We start from the raw sequence: 20148 nt of genomic DNA on the forward strand, positions 1-20148 counted from the left end.
GCGTGACATGATCCCGTCCATCGCCACCGTCTGCCTGTCGGGCACCCTCGTGGAGAAGCTGGAGGCCATCGCGGCGGCCGGCTTCACCGCGGTGGAGATCTTCGAGAACGACCTGATCGCCTTTCCCGGCTCGCCCGCCGAGGTACGCCGGATCTGCGGCGATCTCGGCCTCGCCATCGTCACCTGCCAGCCCTTCCGCGATTTCGAGGGCATGCCGGAGGCACGACGGCAGCGGACCTTCGACCGGGCGGAGCGCAAGTTCGACCTTTTGCAGGAACTCGGGAGCGACCTGCTCTTCGTCTGCTCCAACGTCTCGCCCGAAGCCCGGAGCGGCATCGACCGGCTGGTCGCCGACTTCGTCGAGCTCGGCGAGCGGGCCGGCCGGCGCGGCCTGCGCGTCGGCTACGAGGCGCTGGCCTGGGGCCGGCATGTCTATGACTACCGCGACGCCTGGGAGATCGTCCGCCGGGCGGGTCGCCCCGAGGTGGGCCTCGTGCTCGACAGCTTCCACATCCTGGCGCGCCGGCTCGAGCTCTCGACCATCGGCACCATCCCGCGCGACCGCATCGCCATGGTGCAGATGGCGGATGCGCCCCTGCTCCAGCTCGACCCGCTGTCCTGGAGCCGGCACTGGCGCTGCCTGCCGGGACAGGGCGACCTCGATCTCGCCGGCTTCATGGATGTGCTGGCCACCACCGGCTATGACGGCGTCCTGTCGCTGGAGATCTTCAACGACCGCTTCCGTGCCGGTTCGGCCCGCTCGGTGGCGCTCGACGGGCACCGCTCGCTGATCTGGCTGCTCGACGAGACCGTGCGCCGGCTGGGCCGGCCGGTGCCCGGCGCAGTGCCGATGCCCTTGCCGCGGCCGGTCGAGGCGGTGGAATTCATCGAGTTCGCCGTCTCCGAGGCAGAGCGCCCGGGACTGGAGACGCTGCTGCGCGCCTTCGGCTTCGGCCGCATCGGCCGGCACCGGTCGAAGGATGTCGATCTCTGGAGCCAGGGCGACATCCGCCTCGTGCTCAACAGCGATGCGGAGGGCTTCGCCCACAGCTACCAGATCACCCACGGCACCTCGGTCTGCGCGCTCGCCCTGCGCGTGCCGGATGCCCGCGAGGCAGTGCAGCGCGCCCGCGCCCTGCTCGACGTGCCGCATGCCGGGGCCATCGGTCCCGGCGAACTCGACATTCCCGCCGTGCGCGGCGTCGGCGGCAGCCTCGTCTATTTCCTCGACCGCGCCTCGGCGCTCGGCCGCTGGGCCGTGGTGGATTTCGAGCCGACGGGGGAAGACGTCCTCGGCGCCGGGCTGCTCGGGGTCGATCACGTCTCGCAAAGCATGCAGTACGAGGAGATGCTCACCTGGCTGCTGTTCTATTCCTCGCTGTTCGACACCCGTAAGTCGCCGAGCCAGGCGGTGATGGACCCCGGCGGCGTGGTGCAGAGCCAGGTCGTCGAGAGCGGGCCGGTCGACGATGCCGGCCACGGGCTGCGCCTCATCCTCAACGGCTCGCAGAGCCACCGCACCCTCTCCGCCCGCTTCGTCAACGAGCTGTTCGGCTCCGGCGTCCAGCACATCGCCTTCGTGACGCACGACATCGCCGCCACCGTGCGGCGGCTGGTGGCGAACGGGATGGCGATGCTGCCCATCCCCGAGAACTATTACGACGACCTGGAGGCCCGCTCCGATCTCGCGGCGGCCCAGCTGGACGAGCTCAGGGCGCTGAACATCCTCTACGACCGCGACGCCACCGGCGAGTTCCGCCACGCCTACACCGCGCCGCTCGGCGGCGGCTTCTTCTTCGAGATCGTCCAGCGCGATCTCTATGCCGGCTATGGCGCCGTCAATGCCGCCATCCGGCTGACCGCGCAGGCCAACCTGCAGGCGCTCGCCGCGCCGGCCTTCGCCGGTCAGTGAGCCGATCCGTCCCATCCGTGGCCGCTTGATGGAGGTGGTGCCATGAGCCAAGTGAGCAGCCGACTGATCCTTCCCTATCGCCGCGAGGATGCGGGAGCGCCGCCGTCGCGGCATGCGGGCTACCGCTCCACCGTGCTGCGCAGCCCGCGCCTTCCTCCGCTCGCCATCCCCGCGACGCTGACGGAAGTCACCGGCCCCGAACAGGCCTGGGACCGGCTGATGGGCCCCGCCATGGCGGACCTCACCGCCCAGCATCGCGGCGCTCCCCAGGGCCAGCGCATCGTCGTCACCGGCCGCGTCCTCGACGAGGACGGGCGCCCGGTGCCGCATACGGTGGTCGAGATCTGGCAGGCCAATGCCGCCGGCCGCTACATCCATGCCCGGGACGACTGGCCGGCGCCGCTCGACCCCAATTTCACCGGCGTCGGCCGGGTGATCACCGATGCGGAGGGACGCTACCGCTTCGTCACCATCCGGCCCGGCGCCTATCCGTGGGGCAACCACAGGAATGCGTGGCGCCCGGCGCATATCCATCTGTCGCTGCTGGGGCCGGCCTTCGCCACCAGGCTGGTGACGCAGATGTATTTTCCCGACGACCCGCTGATCGAGATCGACCCGATCGCCAACGCCGTGCCGATGCCCTACCGCCAGCGCCTGGTGGCCCGCTTCGACATCGGCGTCACCGAGCCGAACTGGGCGCTCGGCTATCGTTTCGACATCGTGCTCAAGGGCCGCGACCAGACACCGTTCGAGGAGGATCACCATGACCACTGACCTCGACACCACTGACCTCGACGCCCTCAACGCGGCTGCCCGCGCCGACAACCAGGATCCGGCGCTGTTCGGGCAGACGCCGTCGCAGACGGTGGGGCCGTTCTTTCATTATGGCCTGCCCTGGAAGGGCGGCGCCGATCTCGTCGAGCGCTCGGAGATGGGCGCGCGGGCCGACCTGATGCCGCCGGAACATTTCCAGCTCGCCTCCTCCGGCGTCTCGGGGCGGCCGCTGGGCGAGGTGATCGAGATCGCCGGCGGCGTCTATGACGGCAGCGGGGCCCCGCTGAACGACGTCATGATCGAGATCTGGCACGCCAACGCCGCCGGCCGCTACGCCAGCGCCGAGGACGGCCGCGCGGAGGTGCCGCTCGATCCGCATTTCATCGGCTTCGGCCGCGCCGCCACCAGCCGGGAGGGCATCTGGCGCTTCCGCACCATCCGCCCCGGCCGGGTGCCCGGCCCCGGCAACACCCTGCAGGCGCCGCACATCGCGCTGTCAGTGCTTGGGCGCGGCCTGCTCAAGCGGCTGGCGACGCGCCTGTATTTCGAGGACGGGGAAGGCAATGCCGACGACCCCATCCTCGCACTGGTGCCGTCGGAGCGCCGGCAGACGCTCGTCGCCCGCCGCCGGCCGGATGGCGTCTGGTGGCTCGACATCGTGTTGCAGGGCGAGAACGAAACGGTGTTCTTCGACCTATGAGCCAGTTGCTGCGCACCCGCCCCGCCACCACCGATGCCATGCTGGCGATCTTCGACGACGCCGCGACGCTGCGCCATGCGCTGGCCTTCGAGGCGGCGCTGGCCGCGGCCGAGGCGGCCGAAGGGCTGCTCGCATCAGAGGACGCCGCCGCCATTGCCGATTTGTGCGCGTCGATCGTCCTCGATCCGGCAGCGCTCGCCGCCGAAGCCGGGCACGCCGGCACTTTGGCCATCCCGCTGGTCGCGCGGCTGCGCGCAGCGCTGCCCCGCCAGGCGACGGCCGTGCACAAGGGTACCACCAGCCAGGACCTCGCCGACACCGTGCTGTCCTGCCAGATCCGCGACGCCGCGGCCCTGCTGCGGAGCGACGTCGACGCTCTCGCGGCCGACCTTGCCCGGCTGGCGGAACGCCATGCCGCCACGCCCGCCCTCGGCCGCACCCTGCTGCAGGATGCCCGCCCCATCGGCTTCGGCCTGCGCATCGCGCACTGGCACGCCGGCATCCGCGGGGCCGCGCGCCGGCTCGAAGCGGAGGTGGCCCGCCATGCCGTGCTGCAATTCGGTGGCGCCGCCGGCACGCGCGAGGGGCTGGACGGCAAGGGGGCCGCGGTCGCCGCCCGGCTGGGACGGGCGCTCGGCCTCGCGGACGCCCCGCCCTGGCATGCCCGCCGCGACGGCATGGCGGGAATAGCCGCGGCGGTCGCCATCCTGATCGGGGCGCTCGGCAAGATGGCGCGCGACGTCTCGCTCCTGTCGCAGAATGCCGTCGAGGAAGCGCGCGAGCCGTCCATTCCCGGTCGCGGCGGCTCCTCGGCCATGGCGCACAAGCGCAACCCGACGGGATGCCAGATCGCGCTGGCGGCCGGCCATCGTGCCCCCGGCCTGGTCGCCGGCGTGCTGTTCGGGCTGCCCGCCGAGGGCGAGCGCGGCCTCGGCGGCTGGCAGGCGGAAGGGCCGGTGCTGGCGGAATTGTTCCTCCTCGCGGCAGGCAGCGCGGCGGCGATGGCCGAGGTGGCGCAGGGGCTCGCGATCGATCCTGTCGCCATCGCCCGGAATCTCGATGCCGCCGGGCTCGGCGAGGATATCGGCGAGAGCGCGGCCCTGGTCTCGCAACTCCTGTCCGATGGCGGGGAAGGATAGGCGCCATGCCGTTCGTCGACAGCGCCGGGGCGCGCATCTTCTGGCGGCTGGACGGCGCCGAGGCCAGCCCGGCGCTGGTTCTGCTCAACTCCATCGGCACCGACCTGTCGCTCTGGGACGCGGTCGTCCCGCATCTCCTCCCCGCCTTCCGCCTGCTGCGCATCGACATGCGCGGGCATGGGGCCTCGGAGGCGCCCGAGGGCGATTGCAGCCTGGCGATGCTGGCCGCGGACGTCGTCGCGGCAATGGAGGCGGCACGGGTCGATCGTGCCGCCCTCGCCGGCGTCTCGCTGGGCGGCATGGTGGCGATGGAACTGGCCCTGGGCTGGCCGGAGCGGGTGGCGGCGCTGGCGCTGATCTGCACCTCGCCGGCCATGGACCGGGCGGCGTGGAGCGATCGCGTCGCCCGTGTCAGGGCGGACGGCATGGCGGCGATCGCCGATCTCGCCATGGAGCGTTTCCTGTCCCCGGCCTTCGCGGCGCAAAAGCCCCACCTGGCCGCGAGCCTGCGACGCGGCCTGCTCGGCATGCCCGCCCGGAGCTATGCCGGCGCCGCCGCGGCGATCCGCGACATGCATCTCGTCGACCGCCTGCCGGCGCTCGCCGTGCCGACGCTCGTCATCACCGGCGACCGCGATGTCTCGACGCCCTGGGCCGGCCATGGCGAGCGCCTGGTGGCCGGCATCCCCGGCGCCGTCCACCATCGCCTCGACTGCGCCCATCTCGCACCGCTCGAGGCCCCGGCGAGCCTCGCGACCGCCTTGCGGGACTTCCTCGTCCCGCCCGCCGATCTGCGGCAGGCGGAGCAGAGTCTCTACGAGGCGGGTCTCGTCAACCGTCGCCGCGTGCTCGGGGATGCGTGGGTCGAGCGTTCCCTCGCCGCCCGCACGCCGTTCAATGCGGAGTTCCAGGCGATGATCACCCGGACGGCCTGGCAGGAGATCTGGGGACGGCCGGGGCTCGACGAGCGCACCCGGCGGCTGCTGGTGGTGGCGATCACCGCCAGCCTCGGCCGCTGGGAGGAATTCGGCCTGCATGTGCGCAGCGGCCTCGCGCGCGGCGGCTTCACGCGCGACGAGCTGAAGGAAGTGCTGATGCAGACCGCCGTCTATGCCGGCGTGCCCGCCGCGAACACCGCATTCGCCGAGGCCGGGCGGATCATCGACGCGCTGGAAGCCCAGCCGCCCAGCTGAGGAAAGATCCCGGCACGGAAGCCCCTGCCCGCGCCTCGGCGCCATTGCGTCCGGGGGCGCAGCCGGCCGGCGCTTGCCTCATGCGCCGGAAACCGCTTGCGTTCAGGCCGGCTCGCCGCATCTTCCCGACAGCACGCAATTTCCCGGTAGCACGCGATTCCTTATTTGCATTTTATATAATTTATTTCAATTTGAGGGAACGCGCGATGGCCCCGGCTTCGCCCGGCCGAGCGGGCGGGCCTTCACGAGCAGGAGCAGGGCAATGCCGAGGACGAGCCTTTCGCCGCAGGTGACGCTGAGGATCATCGAGCATATCCGCACGCATAATCTCAAGCGCGGCCACCACCTCGCGGCCCAGGCGCTCGCCGACAGCTTTCGCATCTCGCGCGGGCCGGTGAACGCCGCGCTGCGCGCCCTGGAGACGATGCAGATCGTCCGCTCGGAGCCGAACCGCGGCTATTTCCTCGCCAGGGACGCGGAGGAGCTGGGCGAGGCGGCCCTCGCCGCCGATGCCGGGATCGCCGGCCTGGAGGAAGAGCCGGAAGAGAAGGTCTATTTCGCCATCGCCGAGGATCGGCTGTCGGGAAAGCTGCCCGACCGGATGAGCGAAAGCGAGCTGATGCGCCTCTACGATGTCCCGCGCAGCCAGCTGCTGCGCATCCTGCATCGCATCATCGAGGAGGGATGGATCGAGCGCCTGCCCGGCAATGGTTGGGAATTCCGCCCGCTTCTGGCTTCCCGCGAGAGCTACGAGCAGGGCTACCAGTTCCGCGCCGCCGTCGAATCCCAGGCCCTGCTGCTGCCGAGCTTCCGCATCGACGCCGCCGCCTTCGAGGCCGCGCGCCAGGAACAGCAATGGCTGCTCGACGGCGGCTACCGTACCGCCTCGCGGACCGAGCTTTTCCGGGCCAATACCGGCTTCCACGAAATGCTGGCCGGCTGCTCCCGCAACGCCTTCTTCATCGATGCCGTCCGCCGCGTGAACCGGCTGCGCCGGCTGCTCGAATACCGCATCAGCCTCGACCGCACCCGCCTGCCGCAGCAGTGCCGCGAGCACCTCACCCTTCTCACCCTGATCGAGAAGGATTTGCGGCACGAGGCCGCCGATTTCCTGCGCGTCCACATCGAAGGCGCCAGCGCGATCAAGAGCCCGCATATTGGCGGCTCGAGTTAGATTGCATTTTATCACATATAATGTAGATTAGTGCGTGGGAGCCGACCAAACGCCACGCCTGTGACCGCCTGGAGCCTTGGCCCTCCCCATCCGAGGAAGCCGGAGCGAGTTCCATGGCATCTGCGAGCGACAGCGTTCTCGAAACGGCGGCGATCCCGCTGGCGACGCTCGTCTCCGGCCACACCCGCTACCGGACGGTGGACCTGCCGGCGGTGGCGGGAGCGGCGCTTCCGCGCCTGCCCCACATCCATCGTCTCCTGCTGGAGAACGTCGCCCGCACCGCCGGGGACGAGGCGCCCGCCGCCATGGCGGCGATCCTGGACTGGCAGGCCAGCGGCCGCAGCGAGGAGGAAATCCCCTTCCTGCCCGGCCGGGTGCTGATGCACGACACCACCTGCGGCCCGGCGCTGGTCGACATCGCGGCCATGCGCTCCGCCCTCGCCGAGGCGGGCGGCGATCCCGACCGGCTGCATCCGGTCCTGCCGGTGGACGTATCCACGGACCACTCCATCGCCGTGGACGTCTTCGGGCGCCCGGACGCCCTGCAGGCCAACATGGAGCGGGAGCTGCGCCGCAACGGCGAGCGCTACCGCTTCGTTAAATGGGCGACCCATGCCCTGCGCGGCCTCACCGTGCACCCGCCGGGCACCGGCATCATGCACACGCTCAACCTCGAGCGCCTCGCCACCGTCGTGGCGCGATCCGGCGAGGCGCCGGACGCATGGGCGGTGCCGGACACGCTGATCGGCACCGACAGCCACACCCCGATGATCAACGGCCTCGGCGTCCTCGCCTGGGGCGTGGGCGGGCTGGAGGCGGAAAGCGTCATCTTCGGCATGCCGGTGATGATGCGGGTGCCCGATGTGGTGGGGGTGCGCCTGACGGGAGCCCTGCGCCCCGGCGTGCTGGCCACCGACCTCGCGCTCACCGTCACCGAAAGGCTGCGGCGTATCGACCTCGCCGACCGTTTCGTGGAGTTCTTCGGGCCTGGCGTCTCCACCCTGTCGGCGGGCGAGCGGGCGGTGGTCGCCAACATGGCCCCCGAATTCGGCGCGAATACCGGCTATTTCCCCATCGACGCGCAGACCCTGCGCTATCTCGACCAGACCGGCCGTCCGTCGGAGCAGATCAGGCTCGTGGAGGATTACGCCCGGGCCCAGGGCCTGTGGTTCGATCCGCACGCCACGCCCCGCTACACCGATGTCGTCGAGCTGGACCTGTCCACGGTCGAGGTCAGCGTCGCCGGCCCGCGCCGGCCGCAGGACCGGCATCCGGCCGGCGCGACGCGGCAGGCCCTTGCGCCGCTGGTGCCCCGCGAAGCCCGCCCGACCACCGACAAGCGGCCGGGCGACGGCGCGGTCGCCATCGCCGCCATCACCAGTTGCACCAACACGTCCGAGCCGCGCCTGCTGGTCGCCGCCGGCCTCGTCGCCCGCAAGGCCCGGCGGCTCGGGCTGAAGCCGCCGGCCTGGGTCAAGACCTCGCTCGCGCCGGGCTCGCCCACGACCGAGCTCTATCTGCGGCGCGCCGGCCTGCTGGAAGATCTCGAGGCGCTCGGCTTCGGCATTGTCGGCTATGGCTGCACCACCTGCATCGGCAATTCCGGCGCCCTGACCGCCGGCATCGAAACGGCGATGGCCGAGGACGGCATCGTGCCGGCGGCCGTGCTGTCGGGAAATCGCAACTTTCCCGGCCGCGTGCACCCGCAGCTGGAGGCGGGCTTCCTCGCCTCGCCGCCGCTGGTGGTGTGCTTCGCCCTGGCCGGGGACGTCCAGCGCGATATCCTGCGCGATCCGCTTGCCACCGCGAAGGACGGCCGGGCCGTCCGCCTCGCGGACCTCTGGCCGAGCGGCGCGGAAATCGACGCCGCGCTGGCGGCCGCCCTCGATGCCGGGGATTACGACACCGCCTATCGGGGCGCCGAGGCCAGCGAGGCCTGGGAGCGGCTGGAGGCTCCGCGTTCGCCGCTGTTTCCCTGGGACGAGGCGTCCACCTATATCCGCCGGCCTCCCTTCGCCGACATCAAGGGCGGCACCCGCCTCGGCGCCTACCGCGCCCTGCCGCTGCTCGTGCTCGGCGACGACATCACCACCGATCACATCTCGCCGGCGGGTCAGGTCCCCCGGCAGAGCGAGGCGGCCGAATATCTGGTGGAGCGGGGAGAGAACCGCAACGACCTCAACGTGTTCGCGTCCCGCCGCGGCAATTGGGAGGTGATGGTGCGCGGCCTCTTCACCAACAAGTCGGTGAAGAACCTGCTCGCGCCCGGCATTCCGCCCGGCAGCACCATCCAGCCGATGAGCGGGGAGATCCTGCCCGTGTGGCGCGCCGCCCGGCAATATGCCGCGCTGCGACGGTCGGTGGTGATCGTCGCCGGCGAGCGCTACGGCATGGGCTCCTCGCGCGACTGGGCGGCGAAAGGACCGGCGCTGCTCGGCGTGCGGGCGGTGCTGGCGCTCGGCTTCGAGCGCATCCATCGCTCCAATCTCATCGGCATGGGCATCCTGCCCCTGCGGCTGCCCCCGCATCTGGGGCCGCAGGACCTCGCCCTCGCCCCCGGCGACATGATCGAGGTCGATGCCGCCGCGGCGAACATCCGGCCGCGGGCGCAGGTCGACGTCGCGATCATTCGCGGGGATGGGAGCCGCCAGGACTTCAAGGCGGCGGCGGCGATCGAGACCTCGCTGGAAGTCTCGATCCTCAAGGCCGGGGGCATTCTGCCGCTGATCCTGCAACGCGCGCTGGACCGGCCCTGATGCCGCCGGGCGCCGGGCAGGTGTCCCGGCGACCTCACGACGCTCGACGGGTATCGGGAGCGGCCCCGCCGCATCCCGGCCCCGAGACGAACGCCTGCCGGAAGGTCGCCCGCGGGCGGCCTGCCACAAGAGACCAAGAAACACGGAGGAAACGATGATCATTCTCAAGGCAAGCCTTCGCGCCGCGGGCCTCGCGGCAGCCCTCGCGCTGGGTGCCGCCCCCGCGGCGGCCGCACCGCTCGAACTGAAGATCATGGCGCCGGCGGGTGCCGGCGGCGGCTGGGATTCCGCCGCCCGCGCCATGCAGCAGGTGCTGATGGAGACCGGCGCCGCCAAGAGTGTTCAGGTGGTCAATGTCACCGGCGCCGGCGGCACGGTCGGCCTTGCCCAGTTCGTCAACGAGGCGCGGGGCAGCGGCAGCCAGCTCATGGTCGGCGGCATCACCATGGTCGGCGCGATCATCTCCAACAAGGCGCCGGTCAACCTCACGCAGGTGACGCCCATCGCCCGCCTCACCGGCGACCCGCTGGTGATCGTGGTGCCGAAGAATTCCCCGATCAGGACGGTGGCGGATCTCGCCGGGACGGTGAAGCAGGACACCGCGCGCACCATCTGGGCCGGCGGCTCGGCCGGCGGCGCCGATCACATCCTCGCGGCATTGTTCGCACAGGCCGCCGGCGCCGACGCCGCCAAGATCAACTACGTCGCCTTCTCCGGCGGCGGCGAGGCCCTCGCCGCCATGCTGGGCGGCCGGGTGACGGCCGGCATCTCCGGCTATGGCGAGTTCGAAAGCCAGATCAAGACCGGCGAGCTGCGGGCGCTGGCGCTGTCGTCGGGCAAGCGCCTGGAAGGCGTCGACGTGCCGACGCTGAAGGAACAGGGCGTCGACATCGAGCTCATCAATTGGCGCGGCGTCTTCGCCGGCCCCGATCTCTCCGCCGAGCAGAAGGCCGCCTTCGCCGGTGCGGTCGACACCATGGTGGCCTCCGAGCCCTGGGCCAAGGTGCTCAAGACGCGCGGCTGGGACAACGCCTTCCTTCCCGCCGAGGCGTTCAGGAGCTTCATCGCCGCCGAGAATGAGCGCGTCGGCACGGTGCTGAAGTCCATCGGCCTCGCCAAGTGATCCCCCAAGTGATCCACCTCCGCCGGGGGCGGCCGCCCCGCCTCCGGCCCTCAACGTCCTTCGGGAGGCCAGGATGAACATCTCACCCCTTCGGCGGATCGACGTCCCCGCCTTCGCCATCGGCACGGGTCTGATCGCCCTTGCCGGCGTGGTCGTCTGGGACACCGGCCGCATGACCATCGGCGCCACCTATGGCATCGGGCCGGAGGCCATGCCCTATGTGCTCGGGGCCTTCCTCGCGCTGCTCGGCGTCGCCCATCTCGTGAGCGCGCTGCGCGAGGCCCGGCCCGAGCCCGAGGAAACCGACCTCGGCGCCATCGGCTGGATCGGCGCGGCGCTGTTCGGGCTGCTGGCGGCGATAGGGCTCGGCGGCGGCTTCGTGCTCGGCACGGCGATCCTGTTCGCGTTCACCGCCCGCGCCTTCGGCCGGCGGGCGCTGCTGCTCGATCTCGGCATCGGCCTGGTGCTCGGCGTGCTGATCTTCCTGGTGTTCAACGACCTGCTGACCCTGACCCTGCCCCAGGGGCCGGTCGAGCGGCTGCTGTAAGCCGGGGAGGTCCTCTTGGATTCGCTGCTCTCCCTCGGCCACGGCTTTCTCGTCGCCTTCGAGCCCACCAACCTGCTCTTCGCCTCGATCGGCGTGCTGCTCGGCACCATGGTGGGCGTGCTGCCGGGCATCGGCCCCGCCCTGACGGTGGCGCTGCTGCTGCCGGTCACGTTCAAGCTCGATCCCGGCGGCTCGCTCATCATGTTCGCCGGCATCTATTACGGCGGCATGTATGGCGGCTCCACCACCGCCATCCTCATCAACACGCCCGGCGAGAGCGCCTCGGTCGCCACCGCCATCGAGGGCAACAAGATGGCGAAGGCCGGCCGCGGCGGGCCGGCGCTGGCCACCGCGGCCATCGGCTCCTTCGTGGCCGGCATCATCGCCACCATCGGCCTCGCCTTCCTCGCCCCCGTGCTGGTGAAGCTGGCGGTCGGCTTCGGCCCGTGGGACTATTTCGCGCTGATGGTGCTCGCCTTCGTCACCGTGGCTGCCACCTTCGGCTCCTCGCCGCTGCGCGGGCTCACCAGCCTCGCCGTCGGCATCCTGCTCGGCCTGGTCGGCATCGATCAGCTCACCGGCCAGGCGCGGCTGACCTTCGGGGTTCCCGAGCTTCTGGACGGCGTGGAAGTCACCACCCTCGCGGTCGGGCTGTTCGCCATCGGCGAGGCGCTGCACATCGCGGCCCGCCACCGGGCCAATCCCGAGAAGCCGATCCCCATCAAGGGGTCGCTCTGGATGACCCGGGAGGACTGGAAGCGCTCCTGGAAACCCTGGCTGCGCGGCGTCGCCTTCGGCTTTCCCATCGGCGCGCTGCCGGCCGGCGGCGCCGAGGTGCCGACCTTCCTCTCCTACACCACCGAGAAGCGTCTCTCCCGGCACCCCGAGGAGTTCGGCAACGGCGCCATCGAAGGCGTCGCCGGTCCCGAGGCCGCCAACAACGCCTCGGCGGCCGGCACGCTGGTCCCCCTGCTCACCCTCGGCCTGCCGACCTCGGCCACCGCGGCGATCATGCTGGCCGGCTTCCAGCAATACGGCCTGCATCCCGGGCCGCTGCTCTTCGCCCAGGAGCCGGATCTCGTCTGGGGGCTGGTGGCCAGCCTGTTCATCGCCAATGCGATGCTGCTGGTGCTGAACCTCCCGCTGATCGGCCTGTGGGTCCGGCTCCTCGCGATCCCCATGCCGTGGCTCTATGGCGGCATCCTGGTCTTCGCGGCCATGGGCACCATCGCCGCCAACCCGTCGGTGGTCGAGCTCGGCATGCTGATCGGCTTCGGCTTCCTCGGCCTGCTGATGCGCCGCTACGACTATCCGGTCGCCCCGGCCGTCGTCGGCCTCATCCTCGGCCCCATGGCCGACAGCCAGCTGCGGCGCGCGCTGCAGATGAGCCTCGGCGATCCGATGATCCTGCTGGAGAATCCGGGCTCGGCGACCCTGCTCGCCCTCGCCGCGCTGGCGCTGCTCGCCCCCTTCGTCATGAAGGGGCTGTCGCGCTACCGGATCGAGGAGGACTGACGCGACGGCGGAGCCGGTTCCGGCCGGCACCGCCGCGTCACAGCGCCGCCACGGGCCGGCCCGGCACGCCGTCCGCGACCGCGTGCCGCCAGGCGGCGGCATAGGCGGCCAGCGCCCCGTCGGCCGCCGGCGGGGCGGAGACACGCGCGACCGGCTGCGCCGGCGAGCCCGTCACCAGCAGCGCCGCGCCCAGCGAGGTGCCGGTCGAACCGGCGGGACTGCACCCCACCGGCCGCCCGGTCGCCGCCGCGATCATCTCCAGATAGTCCGCATTGCCGGCAAAGGGTCCCTCGACGATGACCGGGCCGGCGGCGCCGATCATCGACAGGCACTGCGCCGTCATCAGCGCCAGATACCACGACAGGGCGAGCATCCGCTCGCCATCCGTCTCCGGCGCGGCCGTCCATGCCGCCCGGCGCTCGGCGAAGGGTCCCGACCCGGCTTCGACCGAGGGCAGCAGCCGCACGCCCCGGCGCAGCACGGCGGCCCGGTCGGCCGCGCTCGGCCGCGCCTCGCATCCCGCCCGCACGATCTCGTATTCGCGCCCGCCCATGAAGCGCGCGGACGGCACCGGCTCGCCGCGCGCATCCACATTGATCAGCGTGTCGCGCGCGGGATCCAGCGCGACGGCCCCGGCGCCGACCGCCATGCACACCACCCAGGTGCCGGTCGACACCACCGCGAAGGGCGAGCTCCGTGCCAGCAGGTGGGGATAGAGCGAGGCATTGCTGTCGTGGATGCCGTTGGCGACCGGCGTATCCGGCGGCAGCCCGGCAAGATCGGCAACCTCCGGCCGCACCACGCCGAGCCGGTCCGTCGCCGGGCGCACCGGCGGCATGCGGTCGATCCATCCCATCCGTTCGACCAGCGAGGAGAAGCGCCCCTCGCGCGGCCGCCAGAGATCGGTATGGCAGCCGAGCGAGGTCGGCTCGGCCGCCGCCACCCCGGTCAGGCGCCAGGCCCAGTATTGCGGATAGGGGAGGATGTGCCGCACCTGCGCCGTCTCGGGAAAACGCCGGAACAGCCAGTGGAGCTGCGCCCCGAGGTTGAGGCCGTTGCCAAGCCGGGGCGACCCGGTCTCGTGGAAGGCCGGCCGGATCGCGTCATAGGCGGCGCGCATCTCCTCCGGGCCCGGATCTTCATAGTCGAGGATCGGCAGGACGAGCGCACCGGCCTCGTCGATCAGCGCCGCTGTCGCGCCATGGGTGGTAATCGAGATGGCGGCGATGCCGTGCGCCGCATTGAGGTCGCGCAGCGAGGCGATCAGGAAGTCCCAGTGCCCCTGCGTGTCGTAATGCGCGAAGGGCGGGCCCGCGCGCACCGTATTGGGAATCCGGCGCGCCGCGATCTCCGTCAGGCTGCCGGGCTCGACCAGCACCACCTTCACATTCGTCTTGCCGAAGTCGATGACGGCGATGTGGCTCACGCGCTCACTCCAGGTGGAAGACGGTCTCGAGCGGCACCGACACCGGGGAGCTGTCGGGCCGGGTCTCCATGATGTCGGCCATATGGCTCCACCAGCGCCGCATCACCGGATGCTCCGGCAGCGCGTCCATGCCGTGGTCGGCGCTCCGCCAGAGCGTCGCGAACAGCAGGCCGGTCTCGCGGTCTAGATGGATGGAATAGTCGCGGATGCCGGCGTCCTTCAGCAAGGCGCGCAGCTCCGGCCACAAGGCGTCGTGGCGGCGGCGATATTCCTCCGCCTGCCCCGGCAGCAGCTTCATCTTGAAGGCGATCTTCTCCATCGGCTCCCTCCCAGGAAAAGCTTAGGCAGCGCGATGACGGCGATCAGCAGCCCGCCGACGAAGATCGACATCACGATCCCCGGCACGTTCAGCAGGCCGAGGCCGAAGGTGACGAGGCCCATGATGAGCGCCGCCAGCACCACGCCGAGAATGCTGCCGGAGCCGCCGGTGATGGCGACGCCGCCCAGCACCACCATGGTGATCGCCTCCAGCTCCATCCCGGTGCCGATCGACGGGCGCGTCGAGCCGAGGCGCGAGGTGAGGCAGATGGAGGCGATGCCCGACATGAGGCCGGTGAGCAGGAACAGCGCCATCCGGGTGCGCTCGACACGGATGCCCGAGAAGGCGGCCGCGGTCGGGTTGTTGCCGATGGCGTAGAGCCGGCGCCCGAAATTGGTCAGGTGCAGCACGATGGCGTAGAGCGCCGCCAGCCCGGCGAACAGCACCAGCTCGAAGCTGAACACCCAGGCGACATAGCCTTGGCCGAACCAGGCGAAGCTCTCGGGATAGCCGTTGAAGGCGGTATCGCCGAGCACGATGTAGGCGATGCCGCGGAACAGGCTCATCGTGCCGATCGTCACCACGATCGAGGGCAGGCCCATGCGCGTCACCAGCAGGCCGTTGACCGCCCCGCAGGTCAGCCCCACCCCCAGCCCGATCGCCACCAGCAGCGGCGTATCCGCGCCGAACTGCAGCGCATAGCCCATGGCGGTGGACGCCAGCGCCACGATGGCGCCGACCGACAGGTCGATCTCGCCGGCGATCACCAGAAGCGCCATGGCGAGCGCGATCATCGCCTTCTCGGTGAAGTTGAAGGTGGCGTCGGAGAGGTTCCAGGGATCGAGGAAATAGGGCGAGGCGAACGAGTTGAAGGTGAAGATCGCCACCGCCACGGCGACCAGCAGCGTCTCCCAGCTGCGCAGCACTCGCGCCGCGGGGCCGGTGAGCCGGTCCGGGATCACCCGGCCGGGGGAGGTCTCGGTGGCGCTCATGCCGATGCTCCTGTGGCGGGGGCCGGCGCGGCATGGGCCTGCTCGGCGGATTTCAGGATGATGCGACCCTTGCGCTGCTCGGAACGGGCGTTGAAGGCCACCGCCAGCAGAATGGCGATGCCGGAGATCGCCATCTGCCAGAAGGGCGAGACGCCCGCCACCGGCAGCGCGTTCTTGATGACGCCGAGGAACAGCGCCCCCAGCACCGCCCCGCCCACCGTGCCGATGCCGCCGGCGATGGAGATGCCGCCGATCACGCAGGCCGCGATCACGTCGAGTTCGAAGCCTTGGGCCACCTCGGTATAGGCCACCGCATAGCGGCTCACCCACAGATAGCCGCACAGCCCCGCCAGCGCGCCGTTCAGCGTGAAGGCGACGAAGCGCGTGCCGCCCACCGAGATGCCGGCATAGATCGCGGCATGCTCGTTGCCGCCGACCGCATAGAAGGCCCGCCCCAGCGTGGTGCGCCCGATCATCAGCACGAACAGCGCGATGACCAGGATCGCCATCCAGGACAGCACGGGCAGGTCGAGCACGAGGCTGCGCGGCAGCGCCTTGAACGCCTCGCTCATCTGGTGGGAGTTGACCCACTCGCCGCCCGACAGGAGGAAGATCGCGCCGCGATACATCGTCATCGTGCCGAGGGTGACGACGATCGGCGGCAGCGCGAACCTCCACACCAGCAGGCCGTTGACCGCTCCCATGGCCGTCCCCAGCCCCACCGCGATCAGCAGCACCGCCCCGATCGGCAGGCCCGGCGCGGCGGCGTTGACGAGAGCGGCGACCATGCCGGTGAAGGCCAGCGTCGCGGCGACCGACAGGTCGATGCAGCGCGTGAGAATCACCGCCATCTGCCCGAGGGCGAGGATGATCAGCACCGCGCTGTCGTTGAAGATGGCGGCGAGGTTGCCGGGCCGGGCGAAGCCGGCGAAGCGGGTCTGCACCAGCGCGATCAGGGCGAGGATCGCCAGCGCCAGCATCGTCTCGCGCCGTTTGAGGATGGTGGCGATCATTCCCTTGCCTCCCCGATGCCGGCGGCCGCGCGGACCAGCGTCTCGGCGGTCAGGCCCTCGCGTGCGAACTCGCCGGCCATCCGCCCTTCGCGCATCACGATCACCCGGTCCGACATGCCGAGGATCTCCGGGATCTCCGAGCTGACCATGATCACCGACAGCCCCTCGGCGGCGAGCTCCGCCATGAACTCGTGCACCGCCGCCTTGGAGCCGACGTCGATGCCCTTGGTCGGCTCGTCGAGGATGATCACCCGCGGCCGGGTGGCGAGCCACTTGCCGATGATCACCTTCTGCTGGTTGCCGCCCGAGAGCAGGCCGAGCGGCTGGTCGAGGCTCGCCGCGCGCAGGTCGAGCCGCGCGGCATAGCGCCTCGCCAGCGCGAATTCCTCGGCCGCCCGCAGGAAGCCGGCCCGCGAGGTGCGGTGCAGCGAGGGCAGCGTCATGTTCTGGAAGATCGGCATCGCCCGCACCGCACCCTGCAGCCCGCGATCCTCCGGCACGTAGACGATGCCGGCGGCGATGGCGTCGCTGGGGCTGCGGATCGCCCGCTCCTGCCCGTCGATGCGGCAGCGGCCGCCGGAGGGTCGCGTCGCGCCGAACAGCGCCTGCATGAATTCCGAGCGGCCGGCCCCGACCAGGCCGTAGAAGCCGAGGATCTCGCCTTCGCGCAGCGTGAAGCCGATCGCCTCGAACTCGGTGGGATGGCAATAGCCCTCGACCCGCAGCACCTCCTTGCCGATGCGCGGCGCGCGCTCGGGGAAGATGCTGTGCAGGGTGCGGCCGACCATCATCTCCACCAGCCGCTTCTCGGAGACGTCGGCGATCAGGCCGGCATCCACCATCTGGCCGTCGCGGAACACCGTGTAGCGGTCGGCGATGCGGAAGATCTCATCGAATTTGTGGCTGATGAAAAGGATCGCCTTCCCTTCCGCCTTGAGGCGCTCGACGAGATCGTAGAGTTCCTCGATCTCCTTCTGCGACAGGGCGGCGGTCGGCTCGTCCATGATGACGACCCGCGCCTCGATCGACAGCGCCCGCGCGATCGCCACCAGGTGCTTGCTGGCGATGCCGAGGTCGCGCAGCACCGTGTCCGGGTCGAACGGCGCGCCGACATGCGCCAGGATGGCCCGCGCCTCGCGCCGCATGCGGCCCCAGTCGATCAGGCCGAAGCGGCCGCGCGGCGCATGGCCGAGGAAGATGTTCTCGGCGACGGTGAGGTCGTCGAACAGCACCGTCTCCTGGTGGATCGCCGTCACCCCCGCCCGTGCCGCCTCCTGGGCGGTGGCGAACCGGAGCGGGCGCCCCTCCAGGCTGATCGTCCCGGCATCCGGCTGGTTCACCCCGGTCAGGATCTTGACGAGGGTGGACTTGCCGGCGCCGTTCTCGCCGATCAGGGCCGTGACCTGGCCGGGAAAGAGGTCGAGATCGACGCCCTGCAGCGCCTTCACGCCGGGAAAGGATTTGGCGATGCCGCGCAGCGACAGCACCGGGCGGACGTCATGCGGGACGGGAGCGGCGCGCAGCGCGGCGATCCCCGGATGAGTGGACAGCATGGATCTTCCCCATTGGGGGCGGCCGGCCCGCGGCGGGCGCCGGGCCGGCCGGACCAGGCTCAGAACACCGACTTGAACTCGGCGATGTTCGACTTGTCGTATTTGAACGGCTCGGCCATCGCCGCCTCGCGGTTCTGGTCCAGCGTCGCGGTGCCCATGCGGCCCATCGGGATCTTGCCGCCGGGCGTCGCCTGCGCCTTCTTGGCGGCCAGCTCATAGGCGAGATAGGCCGCGGAATAGCCGAGGTCGACCGGGTTCCAGATCGCGAAGCTCTTCGAGGCGCCGCTCTCCACCGCCCCGGCCATCTCCGAGGGCAGGCCGAGCCCGGTGACGTTCACCTTGCCGATCTTGCCGGCGTCCGACACCGCCTGCGCCGCGGCGACGATGCCGACCGAGGTGGGAGCGATGATCGCCTTCAGATCGGGGTAGGTCTGGAGCAGGCCCTGGGTCTCGCGGTAGGACTTGTCGGCGAGGTCGTCGCCATAGACGGTGGTCACTACCTTGATGTTGGGATAGTTGCCCTTGACCTTGTTCATCTCGCCGATCCAGACGTTCTGGTTCGTCGAGGTCGAGGTCGCCGACAGCACCGCCACCTCGCCGCCTTCCGGCAGCTCGTCGGCGGCGAGCTTGATGATCGTCTGGCCGATCAGCGCGTTGGACGAGGGCGACAAGTGCATCTGCCGGCCTTCCGGCGCCACGCCGGAATCCCAGGAGATGACGGTGATGCCCCGCTGCATCGCCTTCTTCAGCGCCGGCACCACCGCATTGGGGTCGTTGGCGGAGATGGCGATGGCGTCCACCTTCTGCGCGATCAGGGCGTTGATGATCTCGATCTGCCCTTCGGCGGTGGTGGATGTCGGGCCGGTATAGATGATCTCGACATTGCCGAGCTCCTTCGCCGCCTGCTGGGCGCCGCGATTGGCCGCCTCGAAGAAGCCGTTGCCGAGCGATTTCACCAGCAGCGCGATCCGCACCGGCTGGTCGGCCATCGCCGCCGAGCCGATGAGCGAGACCGCGAGGATGGTGCAGCTTGCAAGGAATTTTCTCATTTGTTGTTCCTCCCGTGTTTATGTCAGTCCCAGGCGTCAGGCCGGTGAGCTGGTCGCGTCCACCCCCTCCTCGGCGCCCGCGCGCACCGGCGCGACGACGAGCGTCACCCCGGCATCGGCCAGCATGTTGGCGTAGCGGTCCTCGAGGCCGTCGTCGGTGACGACCGTGTGCACGCGCGACAGCGGGCACAGGATCAGCGACGAGCGCCGGGCGAATTTCGAGCTGTCCACCAGCAGCACCACCTCGTCGGCCTGGCCGATCAGCTTCTCCTCGGCCTGGATGATCAGCGGGTCGCTCTCCATCACCCCGAGCGGGCCCACGCCCTGGGCGCCCATGAACATCCGCCGGGCGTAGAAATTGCGCGTCACGTCGTTGTCGAACGGCGACAGGACGATCTGCTGCTCGCGATAGATCGTGCCGCCGGACAGCATCACCGTGTTTTTCGAATGGTTGAGCAGGTGCCCGGCGATGGGAAAGGAGTTGGTGAACACCTGCAGGCGGCGCGTGGCCAGCGGATGCACCATCTGGAAGGTGGTGGTGCCGCCATTGATGATGATGGCGTCGCCATCCGCGCACAGGTCGACCGCCGCCTTGGCGATTGCGCGTTTCTGAGCGATGTTGATCGAAACGTTGAGGGCGAACGGGCGGCCATTGAGCACGGTGACATGGGTCGGCGCCAGCGCCTCGGCGCCGCCGCGCACCCGGCGCAGCTTCTTGGCGAGATGCAGCTGGGCGATGTCGCGCCGGATCGTCGCCTCGGAACTGTCCGTCAGTTCCACCAGTTCGGCCACCGAGGCGAAGGGCTTCGCCTGGATGGTCGACAGGATCACGCGATGGCGCTCGGTTTCGTGCATGGTGCCTCCCCTTGTCACCGGACGTTATCGGGATTTTCGTCGCAGTCAATCAAAAACAATCAAGATAAGCTCGATTATGATCGAATATGATCATTTCTGATTGACACC

Annotated in this window: 17 protein-coding genes; 10 read left to right on the top strand and 7 right to left on the bottom strand. The window is 70.4% G+C overall.

Annotation, left to right across the window (positions count from 1 at the left end; genetic code table 11):
* The first annotated feature begins 7 nt into the window (after positions 1-7).
* The 10 genes from KHC19_RS13665 to KHC19_RS13710 all read left to right on the top strand — a co-directional run bounded on the left by KHC19_RS13665 (position 8) and on the right by KHC19_RS13710 (position 12833).
* Positions 8-1912 carry a bifunctional sugar phosphate isomerase/epimerase/4-hydroxyphenylpyruvate dioxygenase family protein gene (locus KHC19_RS13665; RefSeq protein ID WP_213352928.1) on the top strand — a complete coding sequence of 635 codons (1905 nt, stop codon included), beginning with the start codon at positions 8-10 and terminating at the stop codon, positions 1910-1912.
* Positions 1913-1954: 42 nt separating this feature from the next.
* Positions 1955-2686, top strand: coding sequence for a protocatechuate 3,4-dioxygenase subunit beta (gene pcaH, locus KHC19_RS13670; protein ID WP_213352929.1), 732 nt, complete (start codon positions 1955-1957; stop codon positions 2684-2686).
* On the top strand, positions 2676-3386 hold the full coding sequence (gene pcaG / locus KHC19_RS13675; protein WP_213352930.1) for a protocatechuate 3,4-dioxygenase subunit alpha: 711 nt from the start codon (positions 2676-2678) through the stop codon (positions 3384-3386). Before pcaH ends, pcaG begins: the two co-directional genes overlap by 11 nt.
* Positions 3383-4525, top strand: coding sequence for a lyase family protein (locus tag KHC19_RS13680; protein ID WP_213352931.1), 1143 nt, complete (start codon positions 3383-3385; stop codon positions 4523-4525). Before pcaG ends, KHC19_RS13680 begins: the two co-directional genes overlap by 4 nt.
* 5 nt (positions 4526-4530) lie before the next feature.
* The gene (gene pcaDC, locus KHC19_RS26355) at positions 4531-5718 is read left to right on the top strand and encodes a bifunctional 3-oxoadipate enol-lactonase/4-carboxymuconolactone decarboxylase PcaDC (RefSeq protein ID WP_213352932.1); all 1188 of its coding nucleotides are present in this window, start codon (positions 4531-4533) and stop codon (positions 5716-5718) included.
* A 262-nt stretch (positions 5719-5980) separates the two neighbouring features.
* On the top strand, positions 5981-6892 hold the full coding sequence (locus KHC19_RS13690) for a GntR family transcriptional regulator (protein ID WP_213352933.1): 912 nt from the start codon (positions 5981-5983) through the stop codon (positions 6890-6892).
* A gap of 113 nt (positions 6893-7005) precedes the next feature.
* The gene (acnA, locus tag KHC19_RS13695) at positions 7006-9648 is read left to right on the top strand and encodes an aconitate hydratase AcnA (RefSeq protein ID WP_213352934.1); all 2643 of its coding nucleotides are present in this window, start codon (positions 7006-7008) and stop codon (positions 9646-9648) included.
* Between the two features lie 154 nt (positions 9649-9802).
* Positions 9803-10771, top strand: coding sequence for a Bug family tripartite tricarboxylate transporter substrate binding protein (locus tag KHC19_RS13700; RefSeq protein ID WP_213352935.1), 969 nt, complete (start codon positions 9803-9805; stop codon positions 10769-10771).
* 73 nt (positions 10772-10844) lie between these two features.
* A complete protein-coding gene (locus KHC19_RS13705) occupies positions 10845-11318 on the top strand; it encodes a tripartite tricarboxylate transporter TctB family protein (protein WP_213352936.1) in 474 nt (157 codons plus the stop codon).
* A gap of 15 nt (positions 11319-11333) precedes the next feature.
* On the top strand, positions 11334-12833 hold the full coding sequence (locus KHC19_RS13710; RefSeq protein ID WP_213352937.1) for a tripartite tricarboxylate transporter permease: 1500 nt from the start codon (positions 11334-11336) through the stop codon (positions 12831-12833).
* 37 nt (positions 12834-12870) lie between these two features.
* Here KHC19_RS13710 and KHC19_RS13715 read toward each other — a convergent pair whose 3' ends face one another.
* From KHC19_RS13715 to KHC19_RS13745, 7 genes are read right to left on the bottom strand one after another with little or no spacing between them, the layout of a single operon-like run.
* On the bottom strand, positions 12871-14259 hold the full coding sequence (locus KHC19_RS13715; RefSeq protein ID WP_213352938.1) for an FGGY-family carbohydrate kinase: 1389 nt from the start codon (positions 14257-14259) through the stop codon (positions 12871-12873).
* A 4-nt stretch (positions 14260-14263) separates the two neighbouring features.
* A complete protein-coding gene (gene rhaM, locus KHC19_RS13720) occupies positions 14264-14578 on the bottom strand; it encodes an L-rhamnose mutarotase (protein WP_213352939.1) in 315 nt (104 codons plus the stop codon).
* Complete coding sequence (locus tag KHC19_RS13725) at positions 14554-15570, bottom strand: ABC transporter permease (RefSeq protein ID WP_213352940.1); 1017 nt, start codon at positions 15568-15570, stop codon at positions 14554-14556. Before KHC19_RS13725 ends, rhaM begins: the two co-directional genes overlap by 25 nt.
* On the bottom strand, positions 15567-16583 hold the full coding sequence (locus KHC19_RS13730; RefSeq protein ID WP_213352941.1) for an ABC transporter permease: 1017 nt from the start codon (positions 16581-16583) through the stop codon (positions 15567-15569). Before KHC19_RS13730 ends, KHC19_RS13725 begins: the two co-directional genes overlap by 4 nt.
* Positions 16580-18136, bottom strand: coding sequence for a sugar ABC transporter ATP-binding protein (locus KHC19_RS13735; protein WP_213352942.1), 1557 nt, complete (start codon positions 18134-18136; stop codon positions 16580-16582). The genes KHC19_RS13730 and KHC19_RS13735 overlap by 4 nt, the downstream gene beginning before the upstream one ends.
* 59 nt (positions 18137-18195) lie before the next feature.
* Complete coding sequence (gene rhaS, locus KHC19_RS13740; RefSeq protein WP_213352943.1) at positions 18196-19185, bottom strand: rhamnose ABC transporter substrate-binding protein; 990 nt, start codon at positions 19183-19185, stop codon at positions 18196-18198.
* A gap of 36 nt (positions 19186-19221) precedes the next feature.
* Positions 19222-20040 (bottom strand): DeoR/GlpR family DNA-binding transcription regulator, encoded by an 819-nt coding sequence (locus tag KHC19_RS13745; RefSeq protein ID WP_213352944.1) that lies wholly within the window; start codon positions 20038-20040, stop codon positions 19222-19224.
* Between the last annotated feature and the right edge of the window lie 108 nt (positions 20041-20148).

It is taken from the genome of Ancylobacter oerskovii (assembly GCF_018390555.1).
GTDB lineage: Bacteria > Pseudomonadota > Alphaproteobacteria > Rhizobiales > Xanthobacteraceae > Ancylobacter > Ancylobacter oerskovii.